The organism is Mesorhizobium sp. M7A.F.Ca.US.005.03.1.1, from assembly GCF_003997975.1.
Classification (GTDB): domain Bacteria; phylum Pseudomonadota; class Alphaproteobacteria; order Rhizobiales; family Rhizobiaceae; genus Mesorhizobium; species Mesorhizobium ciceri.
In genome coordinates, this window is sequence record NZ_RZRO01000004.1 from 12,262 (window position 1) to 31,359 (window position 19,098).

Sequence of the window (19,098 nt, forward strand, 5' to 3'; positions counted from 1 at the left end):
TTACACCGGTCAGCGAGCTGTAGCCTGCAGCCGCCATTCTCGACTGTCGGAGCTCGGCCGCAAGGTGACGGCATGGATCCCTTGGGCTGCGGAGCAGCTCCAGGGTTTCCGCGACGTCGCTCGCGACTGCTACACCCTAGGATGACGAAGCCCGGAAGCCCGCGACAAATTGTCGAGGCGAAGCATGGGTGGCGATGCAGCTAAGCCCCCTTGGCCATCTCGCGTAGCCGGAATTTCTGGATCTTGCCGGTCGAGGTTTTCGGGATTTCGGCGAAGATGACCGCCTTCGGCACTTTGAACCGGGCAAGCAGCGCGCGGCAGTGATCGATGATCTCGGCTTCGGTCGCGACCTTGCCGGGTTTCAGCTCGACATAGGCAACAGGCACTTCGCCCCATTTGTCGTCGGGCCTGGCGACGACGCCGCAAGAGGCAACCGACGGGTGCTTGTAGAGCGCGTCCTCGACCTCGATAGAGGAAATGTTCTCGCCACCGGAGATGATGATATCCTTGGAGCGGTCCTTGAGCTGGATGTAGCCATCGGGGTGCATGACGCCGAGATCGCCGGAATGGAACCAGCCGCCGGCGAAGGCTTCGTCGCTCGCCTTGCGGTTTTTCAGGTAGCCCTTCATGACGATGTTGCCGCGGAACATGACCTCGCCGATTGTCTCGCCGTCGGCCGGTGTCGTCCGCATCGTCTCGGGGTCCATGACCGTCAGGCCTTCGAGCGCTGCATAGCGCACGCCCTGCCGCGCCTTCCTGGCGCTGCGCTCGCCCTTTTCGAGATCATCCCAGGCGCCGTGCCATTCGTTGACGACCGCCGGGCCATAGGTCTCGGTCAGGCCGTAGAGATGGGTGACGGCAAAGCCGGCATCCGCCATCCCCGACAGCACGGCTTCCGGCGGGGGTGCTGCAGCCGTGTTGAAAGTGACCGTCTGCGGAAATGCGCGCTTGTCCTCGTCCCTGGCATTGATCAGCACCGACATGACGACCGGCGCGCCGCACAGATGGGTGACGCCCTGATCGGCGATCGCATCGTAGATCGGCTTCGGCCGCACCCAGCGCAGACAGACATGGGTGCCGGCCTGGACGGCGAGCGTCCAGGGAAAGCACCAGCCATTGCAGTGGAACATCGGCAGCGTCCACAAATAGACCGCGTGCTTGGCCATGCCGGCATGGATGGTGTTGGTGTAGGCCATCAGGGCCGCACCGCGATGGTGGTAGACGACGCCCTTCGGATTGCCCGTCGTTCCGGACGTGTAGTTGAGCGAAATCGCATCCCACTCGTCGTCGGGCATCGACCAGGCGAAGTCCGCGTCGCCGCCTGCGACAAATGCCTCATAGTCCAGTGAGCCTACCCGCTCGCCCTTTGGGTACGGCGCGTCGGCGGCGTATTCGGGATCGTCATAGTCGATGACCAGCGGCTTGACCCTGGCCAGTTCCAGGGCCTGCTTGACGACGCCGGAGAATTCGCGGTCGACGATCAGCACCTTGGTCTCGGCATGATCGAGTTGGAAGGCGATGACCGCCGCATCGAGGCGGGTGTTGAGCGAATGCAGCACCGCCTTGGTCATCGGCACGCCGAAATGCGCCTCCAGCATCGGCGGCGTGTTTGACAGCATGACGGTGACGGTGTCGCCCTTGCCGATGCCGCGCTTCTGAAGGGCCGAGGCAAGCTTCAGCGACCGCTGCCAGAAAGTGCGATAGTCGATGCGCTGGCGGCCATCGATGATGGCGATATGGTCGGGATAGGTCTTGGCCGCGCGCTCCAGATAGGTGAGCGGCGTCAGCGGCTGATGGTTGGCCGCGTTCTTGTCGAGATCCTGTTCGTAAGGATTGCCCATCCCATGCTCCCCCGCGATTTTCTTTCAGACGTTCTAATCACAGGCTCGGGCCGCGTCACCACAAACGATGCCACGACGGAGCGCATTCGGCACAATGATGAACCAGATTCGGCGCAAGCGGGAGCATCGCATACCTCTGCCCAGTTTGACTTTTGTCGAGAGCCGTGAATAATGTCAGCTGAGGAGACGGCATGGCGATCCGACCGGCAGAACAACTCATCCACAAGGCCGCCTGGCTCTACTATGCCCATGGCCTGCGGCAGGACCAGGTGGCGAGCCAGCTTAACATTTCCCGTGCCTCGGTCGCCATGTACCTGCGCAAGGCGCGCGAGACCGGCATCGTCAACATCTCGACTTCGACCCAGCTTTTCACCGACGACGTGCTGGCGCGCAAGCTCGAGGATGCGCTGAGCCTCGACGCCGTCTGGATCGCGCCGGAGAATGATCATATTGCCGACCCGTCGACGGAAATCGCCGTGCTGGCGGCGAGCGTCTTTCTCGAACTGGTCAAGAAGGGCGACCGCATCGGCGTCGCCTGGGGCCGCACCGTCTATATGATTGCCGACGTCATGTCCTATGCCGATCTGCAGGATGTCACGGTGGTGCAGCTCTGCGGCAATCTCGGCGCGCCCTATTCCTATCGCCCCGACCAATGCACTATGGAAATCGCGCGGCGGCTCAACGCCAAAGGGCTCAATTTCTACGCGCCGCTGGTGCTGTCTACGGAAGAACTTGCGCGTGCGCTGCGTGCCGAGCCGGTGATCCGGGAACAATTGTCGGGTGTCGGCGAATGCGACCTGGCGTTATACTCGGTCGGCGCGGTCGACGCCGACAGCCATCTGGTCAAATGCGGCGCGCTGACGCCAAGTGAAATGGCGGATCTGCGCAGCCAAGGCGCTGCCGGCGTGATTGCCGGGCAGATCATAGACGCCGAGGGCAAGGTGCTCGACTGCAGTTATAACAGGCGGGTGATCTCCGCCGAGCTTGCATCGCTGCGCGCCATCGCCAGGCGGTTGGTGGTGGTGCAGGAGGACAGCAAGTTCGAACCGCTGCTCGCGGCGATCGCCGGCGGCCTTTGCACGCATCTGGTGGTCGGCGCGCACATGGCGCAGCGGCTCCTGGATCATGCTGCTGCCACGACAGAAAAGGCCTCCTAGGAAATCCCCTCTCCGTCGCCGGCGCATTGTCATCAAAGCGTCGCGGCATTCCTGTTTCACCATCAAAGACAAACAACCGGACGAAGCGAACATGAAGAATTTGTGGAATGACGAAGCAGCCGAAAAACTCGTCGCCGACTACGCGAAAAAGGGTGTCGGCCGCGACCTGGCGCTGCGCGTCTACACGACCCGGCTGCTCGGCGGCGAACCACGGCTGGTCCTGCATGGCGGCGGCAACACTTCTTGCAAGACGACGGCAACCGACCTCGTCGGCGACCAGTGGGACGTGCTGTGCGTCAAGGGCAGCGGCTGGGACATGGGCGTCATCGAGCCGCAGGGCCTGCCGGCGGTCAAGCTCAAGCCGCTGCTCAAGGCGCGCGCGCTGAACAGGCTGGCCGACGAGGACATGGTTGCCCTGCAACGCGTCAACCTCATCGATCCGTCCTCGCCCAACCCGTCGGTCGAGACGTTGCTGCATGCCTTCCTGCCGCACAAATTCGTCGACCACACGCACTCGACCGCCATTCTCGCCATCGTCGACCAGGAGGACTCCAAGCCGCTGGTGAAGACGGTTTTCGGCAGCAAGATGGGTTACGTGCCTTACATCATGCCCGGCTTCGACCTCGCCAAGGCGGCTGCCGACATCTTCGACGCCGATCCTGACGTCGAGGGCCTGATCCTCGACAAGCATGGCATCTTCACCTTCGGCGACGATGCGAAGCAGGCCTACGACCGGATGATCCATTATGTGAACGTCGCCGAGGACTATATTGCCGCAAGCGGCAAGCCGAAGGCGGCAAAGGCAGCCTTGCCGGCAAAGCTCGCGACGCCGGCGTCGATCGCGCCGATGCTGCGCGGCGCGGTGGCGGTAGCGCGCGGCGAAGGCCGCTTCGACCGAATGGTCAGCGATTTCCGCACTTCGCCGGCAATTGTCGATTTCATCAATTCAGCCGAGATCGCCGATTATGCCGGGCGCGGCGTCTCGACGCCCGATCTGTCGATCCGCATCAAAACCGGGCCGATGGCGCTGCCGGCGCCCGACGCGGACAAGGCCGGCGACTACAAGGCGGTGATCAAGAGCCATGTCGACGCGTTCGCCAAGGATTATCGCGCCTATTTCGAAACCAATGATGCGCTCGACGACGTCAAGCGCACCATGCTTGACCAGATGCCGCGGCTGACGCTGGTGCCCGGCCTCGGCATGTTCGGCCACGGCCGCACCCTGAAGGACGCGAAGATCGCGTCGGATGTCGGTGAGATGTGGATCGAGGCAGTGCGTGGCGCCGAGGCCGTCGGCCGGTTCCATCCGCTTTCCAAGGCCGACCTGTTCCCGCTCGAATACTGGTCGCTGGAACAGGCCAAGCTCGCCTCCAACAAGCCGAAGCCGCTGACCGGCCAGGTGGTGCTGATCACCGGCGGTGCCGGCGCGATCGGTGCAGCGACGGCAAAGCTGTTCGCCGACAATGGCGCCCATGCCGTCGTCGTCGATCTCGACGCCGAAAAAGCCGCCGATGCAGCGAAGAAAGCCGGCAACAATTCGATCGGCGTCGCCGCAGACATCACCGACCCGGCACAGGTGCGTGCCGCCTTCGACAAAGCGGTCGCCGTGTTCGGCGGTGTCGACATCCTGGTTTCCAATGCCGGCGCCGCCTGGGAAGGCCGCATCGGCGAGCTCGACGATGCACTTTTGCGCAAGAGTTTCGAGCTCAATTTCTTCGCCCACCAATCGGTGGCGCAGAATGCCGTGCGCATCATGCTCGAGCAGGGCACCGGCGGCGTGCTTCTGTTCAACACCTCCAAGCAGGCCGTCAACCCCGGCCCGAAGTTCGGCGCCTATGGCGTGCCGAAGGCGGCGACGCTGTTCCTGTCCAGGCAGTACGCGCTCGACTATGGCGCGCATGGCATCCGCTCGAACGCCGTCAACGCCGACCGCATCCGCTCGGGCCTTTTGACCGACGCCATGATTGCCAGCCGCTCAGGCGCGCGCGGCGTGTCGGAGAAGGACTACATGTCCGGCAATCTGCTCGGCCAGGAAGTGACGGCGCAGGACGTGGCGCAGGCCTTCCTGCATCACGCGCTGGCCGACCGCACCACCGCCGACGTGACGACCGTCGACGGCGGCAATATCGCGGCAGCGATGCGGTAGGGAAAACCGGCCGAGACTGACGCAAAACAGGCGAAGGTATTCGGGATCTGCAGCTACAGCTGTTCTCGGATGCCTTCCCACGCCATTCTGCCCAACCGTGATTCGGCCTCGTCATTGCCGCCATGTGCATGCAATGTCGAGCGTGGTGTGTTCTCGCCAGGCAAGAGAATGCGATGCCCCGCATCCGGCGATGACACGAGATGTGTGATCTTGCCTGCTTCGCTGCGCCGCCGAACAATTTCTGTCGCGAACCATAGGGAGGGCCACAGCGCATCGTCACCGCCTGCGACCAGCAGGATCTCGGCCGATGCGGTCTCAACGGGGATGGTCGCCGCAGCCGCTTCCTGCCTGAAGGTTTTCAAGCAATGTTCGAAGAGTCCCCTGTAGGATACCAAGCCATCCACGTATTCTGGTGTCCAGTTTGGATCCGTCGGCACAAACGGCAGGGGGATTCCGTCGAGCGACCATGAGGATCGTTCAGGCCAGCTGACGCCATCCGGGCCAGCACCAATATTTCCCCAAATCACCGATGACGGGCTGATGGCGACCACAGCGTCGATGCGCGGGTCATGGACCGCCGCAAGCAGTGAGGCCTCGGCACCCTTGGATGTGCCGACATAGACGATGCGGTGGCATCCTGTTTCAAGGAGACAATCGGTTGCCGCGAAGAAGGTTTCGAGGGGAATTTCGCATATTCCGGGAGGCTGGCCCTCACCGCTAAACCATTGCAGGGCCAAAGCCGACGAGCCCTCGTTTGCAAAGAGCCGTGCGCGCCCGACATCGACGCGGCCACTCGACCCACCCAGCACCACGACACCCGTGGTGGCCTGCGGGCATCGAAACAAGGTTCCGGCGACGGCGCCGGACAGGTTTTCCTCGATTGCCGCTTGGACTTCCATATACGCACCGAACCTTGGGCCGGAGCCTGGCGCCGGCTGCAGATATTCGGCAAAAAGGCCGCCTGCAGCAAGCGGCTGCAGGCGGCCTTCGATAGCGAAAGTTACTTGGCGTTCGGGTTCGGCATCCAGGCCGGCATCGCGACATCGGCGTGGGCGAACTGCGGCAGCTTGGCCGACAGGTCCTCCATGTTCTTGATGTCCTTGTCGATGAGGTCCTTCTGGGTGATCAGTGTCGGCGGCACGACGACGTTGTGGCCGGGGTCTTCACCGGCCAGCAGCTGTGCCAGCGCACGCACCGAGACCTGGCCGACGACGGCCGGGTTGGTCGCGGCGGTCGCGGCCCAGGCGCTGTCGGGCTCGCGCATCGCAGCGATGTCCGAGGTCGAAATGTCGGCCGAATAGATCTTGATGCCCTTGTTCAAGCCCGCTTCGTCGACAGCGATCTTCACGCCCTTGGCGAATTCATCATAGGGAGCGAACATCACCTTGATGTCGGGATGCGCCGTCAGCACCGAACGCGCCTGGTTGGCGACGGAGTTGGCGATCGGATTGTCGAGCGTGCCGAACATCGCGACTTCCTTGATGCCGGCATATTTCTTCTTGACGTCAACCCAGGTCTCGTTGCGGCGGTCGAGCGGCGCGATGCCGGCGACATAGACATAGCCGGCATTCCAGCTCTCGCCATTGTCCTTGACCGCCTGCTCGAGCGCGAGGCGGGCCAAGTCGCGATCGGACTGTTCGATCTGCGGGATCTTGGGGTTTTCGACATTGACGTCGAAGGCCACAACCTTGATGCCGGCGTCGACCGCACGCTGCGCGGCATCCTTCATCGATTCCGTCAGGCCGTGCTGGATGATGATGCCCTGCACGCCGAGCGCGATGGCCTGGTCGACCATGTCGGACTGAAGAGCGGCATCCTGGCGGCTGTCGAGGACGCGCAGGTCGATGCCGAGCGCCTTCGACTGCGCCTCGACGCCCGAGAGATAGGCCTGGAAGAAGTCACCGGTCGAGAGATAGCGCACTAGCGCGATCTTGACGCCGGGCTTGTCGAAGGGCGCCGGCTTGTCCGCGGCAAAAGCCGGAAACTGCATCAGCATGGTTGCGCCGGCCAATCCGAGCGCCACCTTCCCCAGAAGTCTTCTTGTAATGCTCACTTTGTTTTCCTCCACTCTTGTTGAACTCGAAAATCCTGTTCCGGTCGAAAGCTATCTCCTGCCCCTGCCCGAAAGCGCAAAGGTGAAGACAAGGGCGACGACCAGAACCACGCCCTTGATGAAATCCTGCGTGTAGTAAGGCGCGTTCATCATCGTCAGGCCTTGCAGCAAGATGCCGACGAACAGCGCGCCGATGGCGGTGCCGAACGCATTCGGCTTGGCGGCACCCAGCACCGCGTAGCCGATCAGCGCCGCGGCAACCGCATCGAGCAGCAGATTATTACCCGAGGCGATGTCGCCGCGTCCAAGCCGGGCAGCGAGCAAAATGCCGCCGATCGAGGCAAAAACACCTGAAATGACGTAAGCCCAGATCTTGTATGCCTTGACAGGCGCACCGGCGAGTTCGGCGGCGCGCTCATTGCTGCCGACGGCATACATCATGCGGCCGAAACGGGTGTATTCGAGGAAGAACCAGATCAGCACGGCGAGCACGAGCAGCACCACCACCGACACTGGAATGAGGTTCGGGATGAAGAAGTCGAAGCGGTGGCGGCCGAGCGCCAGGAAGGCGTCGGAGAATTTGCCGTTGGCGACCGAACCGTCCGGCATGGTCATGCCGGTGGCGATCGAGCGGCCTTCGGTTGGAATGCGCTGCAGGCCGACGAGCAGGAACATCATGCCGAGCGTCGCCAGCAGATCGGGCACACGCATGTAGACGATCAGCCAGCCATTGATCAGGCCGACGATGGCGCCGATGAGCAGGCAGACGACGACCGCGACAAGGGCGTTCTGCTCCAGCACCACCATGACATAGGCGGCCGCCATCATGGCTGAGGTGGCGACCGAGCCGATCGACAGATCAAAACCTCCGACGACCAGCGTGGCGGTGACGCCGAGCGCCAGCACGCCGGTGATGGCGACCGACTGGAAGATGAAAACCGCACTTTGCGGCGAAACGAAACCGTCGGCGGCGATCGAGAAATAGGCGACGAGCCCGAACAAGAGCACGATGAAGCCGTAGCGGATGGCGTGGTCGCGCAATGTCATTCGGCGCTCCCGCGCGCTGCTGCCGTTTTTAGCCAATCCGAACCCATGCTCTTTCCATTCCCATTCCTAACGCCCGTGCTCAGGCGGCACTGTGCAGCGGCCCGCCGGCGACCTCGGCCAACAGGCGGTCGAGATCGACATCGGCATTGCGGTGCTCGCCGACGATGGTCTGTTCCGACATGACCAGGATGCGATCGGCGGTCTCCAGCGCCTCGTCGAGTTCGGTGACGAACAGCAGCGTGGCGCGTCCGTTTGCACTGGCCCTGAGCTTGGCGGCGATGTCGCGCCGGGCGGAAATATCGACGCCCTGAAACGGCTCGTCCAGAATGAACAGTCTCGCATGCTGGGCCATCCAGCGGGCGACCATCACCTTCTGCTGGTTGCCGCCGGAGAGCTCCGACATCTCGTCCTTCTCGGAGCGGCAGACGATGCCCAGCTCCTCGATCTGCCGGCGCGCCGTGGCGCGTTCCAGACGGCGCTTGAGAACAGCGAAACGTGACATGCGCTTGTGAAACGGCAGGCTGATATTTTCCTGGATGTTGAAGCCGCCGACGATGCCGTTCTCGCCGCGGTCCTTGGCAACGAGGAACACGCCGGCGGCGATCGCCTCGCCGGCTGTTTCAGGCGCATAAGGCCTGCCGTTCAGCGTCATTGTGCCGGCCAGCGGCTGGCGCACGCCAAACAGCGTCTCGGCAAGCGCCGTCTTGCCGACGCCGACGAGGCCGGTGATGGCAACGACCTCACCGTCGCCGAGCGTCAGCGAGATCGGCCGCGCGCCTTGTGCGATGCGCAGACCGTCTATCTTGAAGACGGCATTGGCTGAATCCCTGACAACAATCCGGTCGAGATGGATCTTGCGGCCGAGCATGGCGTTGACCGCGCCTTCATAGTCGAGCGGTTTCTTGTCGAAAATGCCTGAGATGATCCCGTCCCGCATCGATACGATGCGGTCGGCCAGCCGCCTTATGTCCGACATACGGTGCGAGATGTAGAGGATGGCCACGCCTTGCTCGCGCAGCCTGTCGATCAGGGCAAACAGCCGATCAGCCTCGGCGCTGGAGAGCGATGAGGTCGGCTCGTCGAGGATCAGCACTTTCGGCTTGTGCGCCAGCGCGCGGGCAATCGCCACCATCTGGCGATCGGCCAGCGAAAGATCACTCACCCGCGCCTTCAAATCGATGGCCAGCCCCATGCGGTCGGCAACCGCCTTGGCCTCTCGCCGCACGCGCATTGGATTGAACAGGGTCGGCGCACCGCTGCCGCTCAGCCGGTCCAGCGTCAGGTTGGTGGCGACGTCGAGATCGGCGACGACACCGTCATTGATGTTCTGGTGCACGGTGACGACGCCGGCGCGGATCGCCTCGGCCGGGGTTTTCGGCGCGAAATCCTGGTCGGCGAGCACCATCGTCCCGCCGCCGCGTTCATAGACACCAGAGATGATCTTGACGAGGGTGGATTTGCCGGCGCCGTTGGCGCCCATCAGCACGGTCACTTCACCGGCATACAGTTCCAGCGAGACGCCGCCAAGCACCTCGTTATGGCCAAAGGATTTCCTCAGTCCCTCTACGCGGAACACGGCATTGCCGACCATGCGTTCCTCCCTGACATGACGCTATGAGCTGCATCGGCAATTGTCAACACGATTGACAATTGCCAGATCGCTTCCTAGCTTGGCCCGGCCGCCACGCCTCCGTTATGTTGGAAGCGCATATGCGGGAGGATAACGATGACTGAAGAATTGCCGTTCGAAGCCCTGTCGGTCGAAACCCTGGCTGCACGCCTTGGCGGCAACGAGGCGCTGTGCGCGAAGATCGGCAAGGACACTGGCGCCTGGAAGGTCCGCGAGGTCGGCGACGGCAATCTCAACCTGGTGTTCATCGTCGAGGGCGCCAGCGGTGCGGCCGTGGTCAAGCAGGCCCTGCCCTATGTCCGCCTGGTCGGCGACAGCTGGCCGCTGCCGTTGAAGCGCTCCTTCTTCGAATATCACGCGCTGACCAGGCAAGAGGCGCGCGCGCCGGGCTCGGTGCCGGCGATCCATTATTTCGATGAAGGTCAGGCGCTGATCATCATGGAATATCTTGCGCCGCCGCATATCATCCTGCGCCGTGCCCTGATCGACGGCCGCCAACTGCCGAACATCGCCCGGGATATCGGCCTGTTCATGGCCCGGACGCTGTTTCGCGGCTCCGACCTGCATATGGCCGCCAAGGACCGCAAGGCCGATCTGGCGCTGTTCGCCGACAATGTCGAGCTTTGCGACATCACCGAAAACCTGGTGTTCTCCGATCCCTATTTCGATGCCAAGATGAACCGGCACACCTCGCCGCAGCTCGACGGCCTGGTCGCCGAACTGCGCGCCGACCGCGACCTCAAGGTCGAGGCGCAGCGGCTGAAGCACATCTTCGCCGCCAATGCCGAAACGCTGCTGCATGGCGACCTGCATTCCGGTTCGATCATGGTCACCGACACGGAGACCCGGATGATCGATCCGGAGTTCGCCTTCTACGGCCCGATGGCTTTCGACGTCGGCATGCTGCTTGCCAATTTCTGGATGTCCTTCTTCTCGCAACGCGGCCACGAACAGAAGGGCAAGCGCGACGCCATGCGCGCCTATCTGCTCGGTGTGACGGTCGAGACCTGGTCGGTGTTCCGCGCCGAGTTTTCGCATCTATGGCGCAGCGAGCGCACCGGCATGCTCTACCAAAAGAGCCTGTTCGAGGACCAGGGCGACATCCTTGCCTCAGAGCAGGCGCGCGACCATGTGCTGCACCAGATCTGGACCGACCTGCTAGGCTTTGCCGGCGTCGAAGTGCACCGGCGCATCCTCGGTCTCGCTCACAATGCCGATTTCGAGACCATTGCCGACGAGGATCTGCGCGCCAGTTGTGAAGCAAAGGCGCTGAAATTCGGCCGCCACCTCGCCGTCAACCGGCGCCAGATCCACAGCATCGACGAGGTCAACCAACTGGCCGCGCTGATCGAACAGGAGAGCAGCATTTGAACGTCGGCGACCGCCACTATCGCACCATCTGGCTGAGCGACGACGGGCGTTCGGTCGATATCATCGACCAGCGCTGGCTGCCGCATGATTTCCGCATCGAGAGGATCGGCACGGTTGCCGGCATCGCCACCGCCATCCGTGACATGTGGGTGCGTGGCGCGCCTCTCATTGGCGTCACCGCTGCCTATGGCGTCGCCATGCAGATGGCCGACGATGCGTCGGATGCAGCGCTCGACGCCGTGTGGGAGACCCTGCACGAGACGCGGCCGACCGCGATCAATCTGCGCTGGGCGCTGGACGAAATGCGGCGCTTCCTGCGGCCTTTGCCTACCGAACAACGCGCTGCAGCCGCCTATCGGCGGGCCAGTGAGATCGCCGACGAAGATGTCGGCCTCAACCGCGCCATCGGCGAGAACGGTCTCACCATCATCAAGGCGATCGCGGCGCGCAAGCAGAAGGGCGAGCCGGTCAACATCCTGACCCATTGCAACGCCGGCTGGCTGGCGACGGTCGATTACGGCACGGCGACCGCGCCGATCTACCTGGCCACAGAAGCCGGCATTCCGGTCCATGTCTATGTCGACGAGACGCGGCCGCGCAACCAGGGCGCCCAGCTGACCGCCTGGGAGATGGCCGGGCACGGCGTGCCGCACACGCTGATCGTCGACAATGCCGGCGGCCATCTGATGCAGCGCGGCGCAATCGACATGGTCATCGTCGGTACCGACCGCACCACGGCCGACGGCGATGTCTGCAACAAGATCGGCACCTATCTCAAGGCGCTCGCCGCCGCCGACAATGACGTGCCGTTCTATGTCGCATTGCCGTCGCCGACCATCGATTGGACGGTGCATGACGGTCTGGCCGAGATCCCGATCGAGCAACGCTCGGCCGACGAGGTCTCGCTGGTCTGGGGCAAGACCGCCGCCGGCGAGATTGCCCAGGTGCGCATTTCGCCTGAGACGACGCCGGCGGCCAACCCGGCCTTCGACGTGACGCCGGCGCGGCTGGTGACCGGCCTGATCACCGAGCGCGGTGTCGCCAAGGCCTCGCGCGAGGGCCTGAAGCAGATGTTTCCCGAGCGGGCGTAGCCGCTCGCTTCTAGTACAGAGGCTCGGCCATGTGCTTGGGTGTCGGCCAAGTCTCGGTGATACCCGGCTGCACCGGCCGCTCCAGATAGGTCGAGAGCACCACATAGCTGCGCGTCGAGGTGACGCCCGGCGTTTCGTAGAGGCGCGCCAAAAGGCCTTCGAGGGCCCTGGTGTCTTCGGTGCGGACCTTCAGCAGCATGCAGGTGTCGCCGGCGACGGTATGGATTTCCTCCACTTCGGGATATTGCGAGACCGCCATCAGTTCCGGCGTCTTTCCCCAGCCCCTGGTGTCGATATGGACAAAGGCGAGCAAAGGCTTTTTCACCGCCCGGGGATCGATGATGGTGACCGTGTTGCGGATGGCGCCGCTGCGCCGGAGCCGTTTGACCCGCTCATGCGCTGCCGGTGGCGACAAGCCGACGCGATCGCCGAGTTCGGCGTAGCTGATCGTGGCATCATCGACCAGGACACCTAATATTCTTCGGTCTATCGCGTCGAGATCGCGGGCCGCTGGCCTGTTCTGCAGAATGCCATCTGTTTCTTCATCCATGGCGAAATTCCTGGTTCTCCGCTGAATATAATACGGCCATTATGCCGATATGTCGAACATTGATCAACTTGCACCATTGACTGCCCGAGCCCCGATCCCGGCGCTTGCCTATCTGTTGACGGGCTGCATCGCGGTCATCGGCTCGAACTCGCTGGTGCTGGGTCCGATTGCACCGGCTGTCGCCTCGTCGTTCGGAACCAGCGTGCCGGCCGTGATGATTGCGGCGGCCGCGTTCGGCCTCGGCACCTCTGCCAGCGCGCTGTTCCTGGCGCGCTACATCGACCGGCTCGGTGCTCGCAGAATGCTGCAGGGCGCACTGCTGCTGTTGGCACTGGCGCTGGTCGCCAGCGCCGCGGCACCCACGGTGATCATGCTGGTCGCCGCACAGCTGCTGGCCGGCATCGCCGCCGGCGTCGCCATGCCGGCGATCTATGCCAGCGCGGCGGCCATCGCTCCTCCGGGCAGGGAGAGCGGCACGATCGGCGTCGTGCTGACCGGATGGACACTCAGCATGGTTGCCGGCGTTTCGCTTTCGGCCGTGCTTGCCGATCTGGTGCATTGGCGCGCCGTTTTCGCAGCGGTCGCGGTGCTTGCGGCCCTTGCATGGATGGGGCTGACAGCGACGTCGCTCAGCGACACCAGGAAGGCCGGACCGGCGCCCGCCCCGCTGGAAGCGCTCGGCATTCCCGGAATCCTGCCGCTGCTGGTCGCGTGCGCGGCCTTCATGACTTCGTTCTACGGCGTCTATGGCTATCTCGGCGACCATCTTCATGTCGGGCTTGGACAGCCGGTGAGCGCCAATGGCCTGGCGGCGCTTGCCTACGGCATAGGCTTCGGGACGGCTGCTCTGCTCGACGGCATCATCGACAGACTGGGTGCGCGGCGCGTCATGCCGTTTGCCTATCTTCTTGTCGCCGTCGTCTACGTCGCGATGGCGGCGACGAGCGACAGTTTCGGGCTGACCCTGACCATGGTGGCAATCTGGGGACTGGCCAACCATTTCGGCCTGAATGTCCTGGTGATGCGCCTGTCGGCGCTCGATCCGTCGCGGCGCGGCACGATCATGGGGCTGAACAGTGCGGTGACTTACCTCGCGGTCTTTGTCGGCACCACCAGCTTCGGGCCGCTTTATTCCAACTTCGGCTTTGCTGTCTGCGTGATGGTTGCAGCACTGCTCATGCTGATCGCCGCATCGGCGGCGGCGTGGCGCACGCGGTAGTCGAACGGACTTGGCCCAACCTTCTCACGGTTGACAGCAGCGTCCTGCCCTTTCATACAAAGCCGTTAATGTTCTCAGGGCGGGGTGAAAGTCCCCACCGGCGGTAAGGGTTTCTACCCAAGCCCGCGAGCGCTTTCCGGTCCACGCATCAATGCGTGGATTCTTAAGTGCTAGAGCGTCCTTTACGCGTCCAAGGGACGCGTGGCGCTCTAGTGGAAAGGTCAGCAGATCCGGTGTGATTCCGGAGCCGACGGTTACAGTCCGGATGGAAGAGGACGAAACGGAAGCCGGCCCGCTTTTCGCGGGCTTAATCCGTATCGTGCGTCCTGATTCTGGTTCGAAACGGAAGGATGGACCCATGAATCAGCATTCCCATAAAGACTACGAAACGACCCGCATCGCCGTTATCCGCGCGCGCTGGCATGCCGATATCGTCGACCAGTGCGTACTGGCGTTCGAGACGGAACTGGCCTCTCTGGGAGGCGAGCGCTTCACCGTCGACATCTTCGATGTGCCCGGCGCCTATGAGATCCCCCTGCATGCCAAGACCCTGGCCGGGACCGGCCGTTATGCCGCGATCCTCGGCACAGCCTTTGTCGTCAATGGCGGCATCTACCGGCATGAGTTCGTCGCAAGTGCCGTCATCGACGGCATGATGAACGTGCAGCTGTCGACCGGCGTGCCGGTGCTGTCGGCGGTGCTCACCCCGCACAACTACCACGACAGCGCCGAGCACCACCGCTTCTTCTTCGAGCACTTCACCGTCAAGGGCAAGGAAGCGGCGAACGCCTGCGTGCAACTCCTGGCGGCGCGGGACCTGATCGCGGCCTGAGGTCGTCAAACTGGCCGGATTTCAACCCTGCAACAAGAATTGCGATCGATAAGCGCTCCGAAGGTTGCGGTTCCCTTGAAATCCCGCCAGAAGCATCAAGGGCCGACCGGCAAACCGGCCGGCCCGCGACGTTGCGCTTGAAACCAGATACGGGAGACTATTGGGTGGCTCGCATAACACTGAGACAATTGCTCGACCACGCCGCCGAATACGGCTATGGCGTGCCCGCTTTCAACATGAACAACATGGAACAGGGCCTCGCCATCATGGAGGCCGCCGAGGAGACCAAGTCGCCGGTCATCCTGCAGGCTAGCCGCGGCGCGCGCGCCTATGCCAATGACGTGGTGCTGGCCAAGCTGATCGACGCGCTGGTCGAAATCCATCCCGACATTCCGGTCTGCATGCATCTCGACCATGGCAACAACGAAGCCACCTGCGTCACCGCGATCCAGTACGGCTTCACCTCCGTCATGATGGACGGATCGCTGAAGGAAGACGGCAAGACGCCGGCCGACTACGCCTACAATTCCGGCATCACCAAGCGCGTCGTCGACATGGCGCATTGGGGCGGCGTGTCCGTCGAAGGCGAGATCGGCGTGCTCGGCTCGCTCGAGAGCGGCGGCGGCGAGCAGGAAGACGGCCACGGCGTCGAAGGGGCGATCAGCCACGACCAGCTTTTGACCGATCCCGAACAGGCGGTCGAGTTCGTCAAAGACACCCATGTCGATGCGCTGGCGGTTGCCATGGGCACCAGCCATGGCGCCTACAAATTCTCGCGCAAGCCGGACGGCGCGGTGCTGGCCATGAACGTCATCGAGGAGATCCACCGCCGCCTGCCGAACATGCACCTGGTCATGCACGGCTCGTCCTCGGTGCCCGAGGATCTGCAGGAGATCATCAATAAATATGGCGGCCAGATGAAGCCGACCTGGGGCGTGCCGGTCGAGGAGATCCAGCGCGGCATCAAGCACGGCGTGCGCAAGATCAACATCGACACCGACAACCGCATGGCGCTGACCGGCGCGATCCGCAAGGTGCTGACCGAGAATCCAAGCGAGTTCGATCCGCGCAAATATTTGACACCGGCCATGGCCGCCATGCGCAAGCTCTGCAAGGAGCGCTTCGAACAGTTCGGCACCGCCGGCAACGCGCAGAAGATCAAGCCGCTGCCGGTCGCCGAAATGGCCAAGCGCTACAAGTCGGGCAGTCTGGACCCGAAGTTCGGCTGAGCTGAACGCTGGTATCGAGGGCAGGAGCGCGGCAGCGCCCTGCCCGTTTACCGAACACTATTGAAGCGTCCGCGCCGGCTGACCGGCGTGGTCGCGCGCGATGCCGGCGTCGGCATCCTCGGCGCCAAAAGCACGGTCGAGGCCCGTCGCCACGACCGAGACCCTGAAGCGGCCTTCCATGCCCTTGTCGAAGATGGCGCCAACGATGATGTCGGCATCCTCGTAGACCTCTTCGCGGATGCGGGTGGCGGCCTCGTCGACTTCAAACAGGGTCATGTCCCTGCCACCCGATATCGAGACCAGCACGCCCTTGGCGCCTTTCATCGACACTTCGTCGAGCAGCGGGTTGGCGATCGCGGCTTCGGCCGCCTTCATCGCGCGGCCTTCACCGGAAGCCTCACCGGTGCCCATCATGGCGCGGCCCATGTCGCGCATCACGGATTTGACATCGGCGAAGTCGAGATTGATCAGGCCTTCCTTGACGATGAGGTCGGTGATGCAGCTGACGCCGGCATAGAGCACCCGGTCGGCAATGACGAACGCATCGGCGAAGGTGGTCTTGGCATCGGCGATCCTGAACAGGTTCTGGTTCGGGATGACGATCACCGTGTCGGCGCTCTCGCGCAGCCGCTCGATGCCTTCTTCGGCCATCTGCATGCGGCGCCGGCCTTCAAAGGTGAACGGCTTCGTGACGACGCCAACCGTCAGGATGCCGGCTTTGCGCGCCGCCTGGGCGATGATTGGAGCCGCACCGGTTCCCGTGCCGCCGCCCATTCCGGCGGTGACGAAACACATATGCGTGCCGGCCAGATGATCCATGATCTCGTCGAGCGATTCCTCGGCCGCGGCGCGGCCGATCTCGGGAAGCGATCCGGCGCCCAGCCCTTCGGTGACATGAGCGCCAAGCTGGATCAGCCGCGTCGCCTTGGACATGGTCAGCGCCTGCGCGTCGGTGTTGGCGGCGATGAATTCGGTACCCTGAAGCTGCTCGGCGATCATGTTGTTGACGGCATTGCCGCCGCCGCCGCCGACGCCGATAACGGTGATCTTGGGTCTCATCTCGGAGATTTCGGGCTTCTTGAACTCGGCCATGCCTGTTTCTCCTTCGTCAATTGCGCGCGCTTCACGACCCACCCGCAGACTGCCTTGGGCATATTGCAATCGAGCGGCATGACGCGAATCAGTCCGTTGCGATGGGTACCCCAAAAAGCCAGACAGCGGCCAGAGGTGCAAGTGCATGCGAGGTCAAGATTTGTGATGACCGTTTTGCACAGCGTGGCTCGGGCGCTGCGTGCGCCAGATCTTACCGCAGCGAGCTCGCCGCTCCCGCCGATAGCGGCTGCGCGCTGGTTTACCGGCTCGTGCTTGGCATTCCGCCCTCCAACCTCTATGTTGCGATCGCAGATCGCGCAATTGGTTTTGAAATGCCTCCCGACATACCAGCTAGTGACTTGAAAAAATAAGGAAAAGCGCTTGGCGACAGCCACGTCTGTTTTCCTAAAACTCACCAGCTATTTTTACCAGGGACGTGCGGCCGGTCAGGCTGCGGCACCTTCGAAAACCAGAGGTTTTAAATTGAGCGATGCAATTGCGGACGTTTTGAACTGGCTTGAAAGCAGAACCGACATCCAGAGCCTGAGGGCGGCGGTGTGCGACCTCAACGGCATCATGCGCGGCAAGCGCATTCCCGTCGAGCAGGCAAGAAAGGCGCTGGAAGGCAAGCTGCGCATGCCTTTTTCGCTGATCGGACTGGATGTCTGGGGCGAAGACATCGAAGGCAACAGCCTGGTTTTCTCGACCGGCGATGCCGATGGACTGTGCCAATGGACCGGGCGCGGCATTCTGCCGGTGGCCTGGACGGCGCATCCGACGGCACTTGTCCCGCTGTGGCTTGCCGACGAAAGCGGCGCGCCCTATCTCGGCGACCCGCGACGGGCGCTGGCCCGCATCCTCGATCGCTACAAGGTCCTGGGCCTGACCCCGGTCGCGGCAACGGAACTCGAATTCTACCTCGTCGATCCGCAATCGCAACGGCCGGTCGGCCCTGTCTCGCCGGTGACCGGACGCCGGCTCGATTCCGACGCGGCGCTGTCGATCGACGAAATCGACGATTTCGAATCCTTCATCCATGACGTCTACGAGGCCTGCCGGACGCAAGGCATTCCCGTCGACACGGCCATCGCCGAAAACGGCGTCGGTCAGTTCGAGATCAATCTGAACCATGTCGCGGACGCGTTGCGGGCGGCTGACGATGCGGTGCTGTTCAAGCGCACGGTGAAGGGCATTGCCCGCAAGCACGGCTTTGCCGCCTGCTTCATGGCCAAGCCCTATGGCGACCGGGCGGGCAACGGCTTTCACGTTCATTTCAGCCTGGTCGACGGTGAAGGACGCAACGTCTTCGACGACGGCACCGACCAGGGCTCGGAGACCATGCGCCATGCAGTCGGTGGCCTGCTTGCGGCAATGGCCGAGAGCACGCTGGTGTTCGCGCCGCACTTCAATTCGTACCGCAGGCTGCGCCCAAGATCCTATGCGCCGACTGCGGTCGCCTGGGGCTATGAGAACCGCATGGTCGCGATCCGCATTCCGGGCGGGCCGACCGCTGCTCGCCGTATCGAGCACCGCGTGTCGGGAGCCGACGCCAACCCCTATCTGGTGCTCGCGGCCATATTGGGCGCCGCGCTGACCGGCATCGAAAGACAGTTGTCGCCAGGTGATCCGATCGGCACAGACGGCCAGGGACTTCCGCCGGCAAAGCTGCCGCCGGACTGGGCATCCGCGATCGCCGCCTTCGAGAGCGGGACGCATGTGGCGGAGATTTTTCCAGCCATCCTGCGCGACTCCTTTGTGGCCTGCAAACGCCAGGAGCTGAACACGTTCGCGCTCAATGTCAGCGATTTCGAGATCGAGACATACCTCGAGAGCGTCTAGA

Annotated in this window: 15 protein-coding genes and 1 riboswitch; of the genes, 8 read left to right on the plus strand and 7 right to left on the minus strand. The window is 63.3% G+C overall.

Translation table 11 applies throughout. The features are described 5' to 3' along the window. Window positions 1-200: 200 nt before the first annotated feature. Window positions 201-1,841: an acyl-CoA synthetase gene (locus EN990_RS02820; protein WP_127368160.1), complete on the minus strand. Its 1,641-nt coding sequence runs from the start codon at window positions 1,839-1,841 to the stop codon at window positions 201-203. Window positions 1,842-2,032: 191 nt separating this feature from the next. On the opposite strand from EN990_RS02820, the gene EN990_RS02825 reads away from it, so the two are divergent. Beyond that, window positions 2,033-2,998: a sugar-binding transcriptional regulator gene (locus EN990_RS02825; RefSeq protein WP_013532917.1), complete on the plus strand. Its 966-nt coding sequence runs from the start codon at window positions 2,033-2,035 to the stop codon at window positions 2,996-2,998. Window positions 2,999-3,089: 91 nt separating this feature from the next. Then, window positions 3,090-5,144, plus strand: a complete 2,055-nt coding sequence (locus EN990_RS02830; RefSeq protein ID WP_027163848.1) for a bifunctional aldolase/short-chain dehydrogenase — start codon at window positions 3,090-3,092, stop codon at window positions 5,142-5,144. Between the two features lie 53 nt (window positions 5,145-5,197). Here the strand turns inward: EN990_RS02830 and EN990_RS02835 are convergent, their stop codons facing one another. The 4 genes from EN990_RS02835 to EN990_RS02850 form a co-directional block, all read right to left on the minus strand. Continuing rightward, on the minus strand, window positions 5,198-6,043 hold the full coding sequence (locus EN990_RS02835) for an acyl-CoA thioester hydrolase/BAAT C-terminal domain-containing protein (protein ID WP_127368159.1): 846 nt from the start codon (window positions 6,041-6,043) through the stop codon (window positions 5,198-5,200). A 101-nt stretch (window positions 6,044-6,144) separates the two neighbouring features. Beyond that, on the minus strand, window positions 6,145-7,197 hold the full coding sequence (locus EN990_RS02840) for a substrate-binding domain-containing protein (RefSeq protein WP_013532920.1): 1,053 nt from the start codon (window positions 7,195-7,197) through the stop codon (window positions 6,145-6,147). Between the two features lie 51 nt (window positions 7,198-7,248). Beyond that, entirely contained in the window at window positions 7,249-8,244 is a 996-nt protein-coding gene (locus EN990_RS02845; RefSeq protein WP_013532921.1) for an ABC transporter permease, read from the minus strand. A 79-nt stretch (window positions 8,245-8,323) separates the two neighbouring features. Beyond that, window positions 8,324-9,835, minus strand: coding sequence for a sugar ABC transporter ATP-binding protein (locus tag EN990_RS02850; protein WP_024502579.1), 1,512 nt, complete (start codon window positions 9,833-9,835; stop codon window positions 8,324-8,326). Between the two features lie 135 nt (window positions 9,836-9,970). Here EN990_RS02850 and mtnK point away from each other — a divergent pair, with 135 nt between their 5' ends. Further along, on the plus strand, window positions 9,971-11,245 hold the full coding sequence (gene mtnK, locus EN990_RS02855; RefSeq protein ID WP_063171611.1) for an S-methyl-5-thioribose kinase: 1,275 nt from the start codon (window positions 9,971-9,973) through the stop codon (window positions 11,243-11,245). Then, complete coding sequence (mtnA, locus tag EN990_RS02860; RefSeq protein ID WP_013532924.1) at window positions 11,242-12,336, plus strand: S-methyl-5-thioribose-1-phosphate isomerase; 1,095 nt, start codon at window positions 11,242-11,244, stop codon at window positions 12,334-12,336. The genes mtnK and mtnA overlap by 4 nt, the downstream gene beginning before the upstream one ends. A gap of 10 nt (window positions 12,337-12,346) precedes the next feature. On the opposite strand, the gene EN990_RS02865 is transcribed toward mtnA, so the two are convergent. Then, on the minus strand, window positions 12,347-12,886 hold the full coding sequence (locus tag EN990_RS02865; protein ID WP_013532925.1) for an Lrp/AsnC family transcriptional regulator: 540 nt from the start codon (window positions 12,884-12,886) through the stop codon (window positions 12,347-12,349). 49 nt (window positions 12,887-12,935) lie between these two features. On the opposite strand from EN990_RS02865, the gene EN990_RS02870 reads away from it, so the two are divergent. The 3 genes from EN990_RS02870 (at window position 12,936) to fba (ending at window position 16,166) form a co-directional block, all read left to right on the plus strand. Beyond that, window positions 12,936-14,105 carry an MFS transporter gene (locus tag EN990_RS02870; protein WP_027163854.1) on the plus strand — a complete coding sequence of 390 codons (1,170 nt, stop codon included), beginning with the start codon at window positions 12,936-12,938 and terminating at the stop codon, window positions 14,103-14,105. A gap of 66 nt (window positions 14,106-14,171) precedes the next feature. Further along, a riboswitch (FMN riboswitch) is annotated at window positions 14,172-14,386 on the plus strand. A gap of 77 nt (window positions 14,387-14,463) precedes the next feature. Continuing rightward, window positions 14,464-14,937, plus strand: coding sequence for a 6,7-dimethyl-8-ribityllumazine synthase (locus EN990_RS02875; protein ID WP_027163855.1), 474 nt, complete (start codon window positions 14,464-14,466; stop codon window positions 14,935-14,937). A gap of 164 nt (window positions 14,938-15,101) precedes the next feature. Continuing rightward, window positions 15,102-16,166, plus strand: coding sequence for a class II fructose-bisphosphate aldolase (fba, locus tag EN990_RS02880; protein ID WP_013532928.1), 1,065 nt, complete (start codon window positions 15,102-15,104; stop codon window positions 16,164-16,166). Window positions 16,167-16,223: 57 nt separating this feature from the next. Here fba and ftsZ read toward each other — a convergent pair whose 3' ends face one another. Continuing rightward, window positions 16,224-17,258 carry a cell division protein FtsZ gene (gene ftsZ / locus EN990_RS02885; RefSeq protein WP_013532929.1) on the minus strand — a complete coding sequence of 345 codons (1,035 nt, stop codon included), beginning with the start codon at window positions 17,256-17,258 and terminating at the stop codon, window positions 16,224-16,226. Window positions 17,259-17,741: 483 nt separating this feature from the next. Here ftsZ and EN990_RS02890 point away from each other — a divergent pair, with 483 nt between their 5' ends. Beyond that, a complete protein-coding gene (locus EN990_RS02890) occupies window positions 17,742-19,097 on the plus strand; it encodes a glutamine synthetase family protein (RefSeq protein WP_127369437.1) in 1,356 nt (451 codons plus the stop codon). Window position 19,098: the final 1 nt, after the last annotated feature.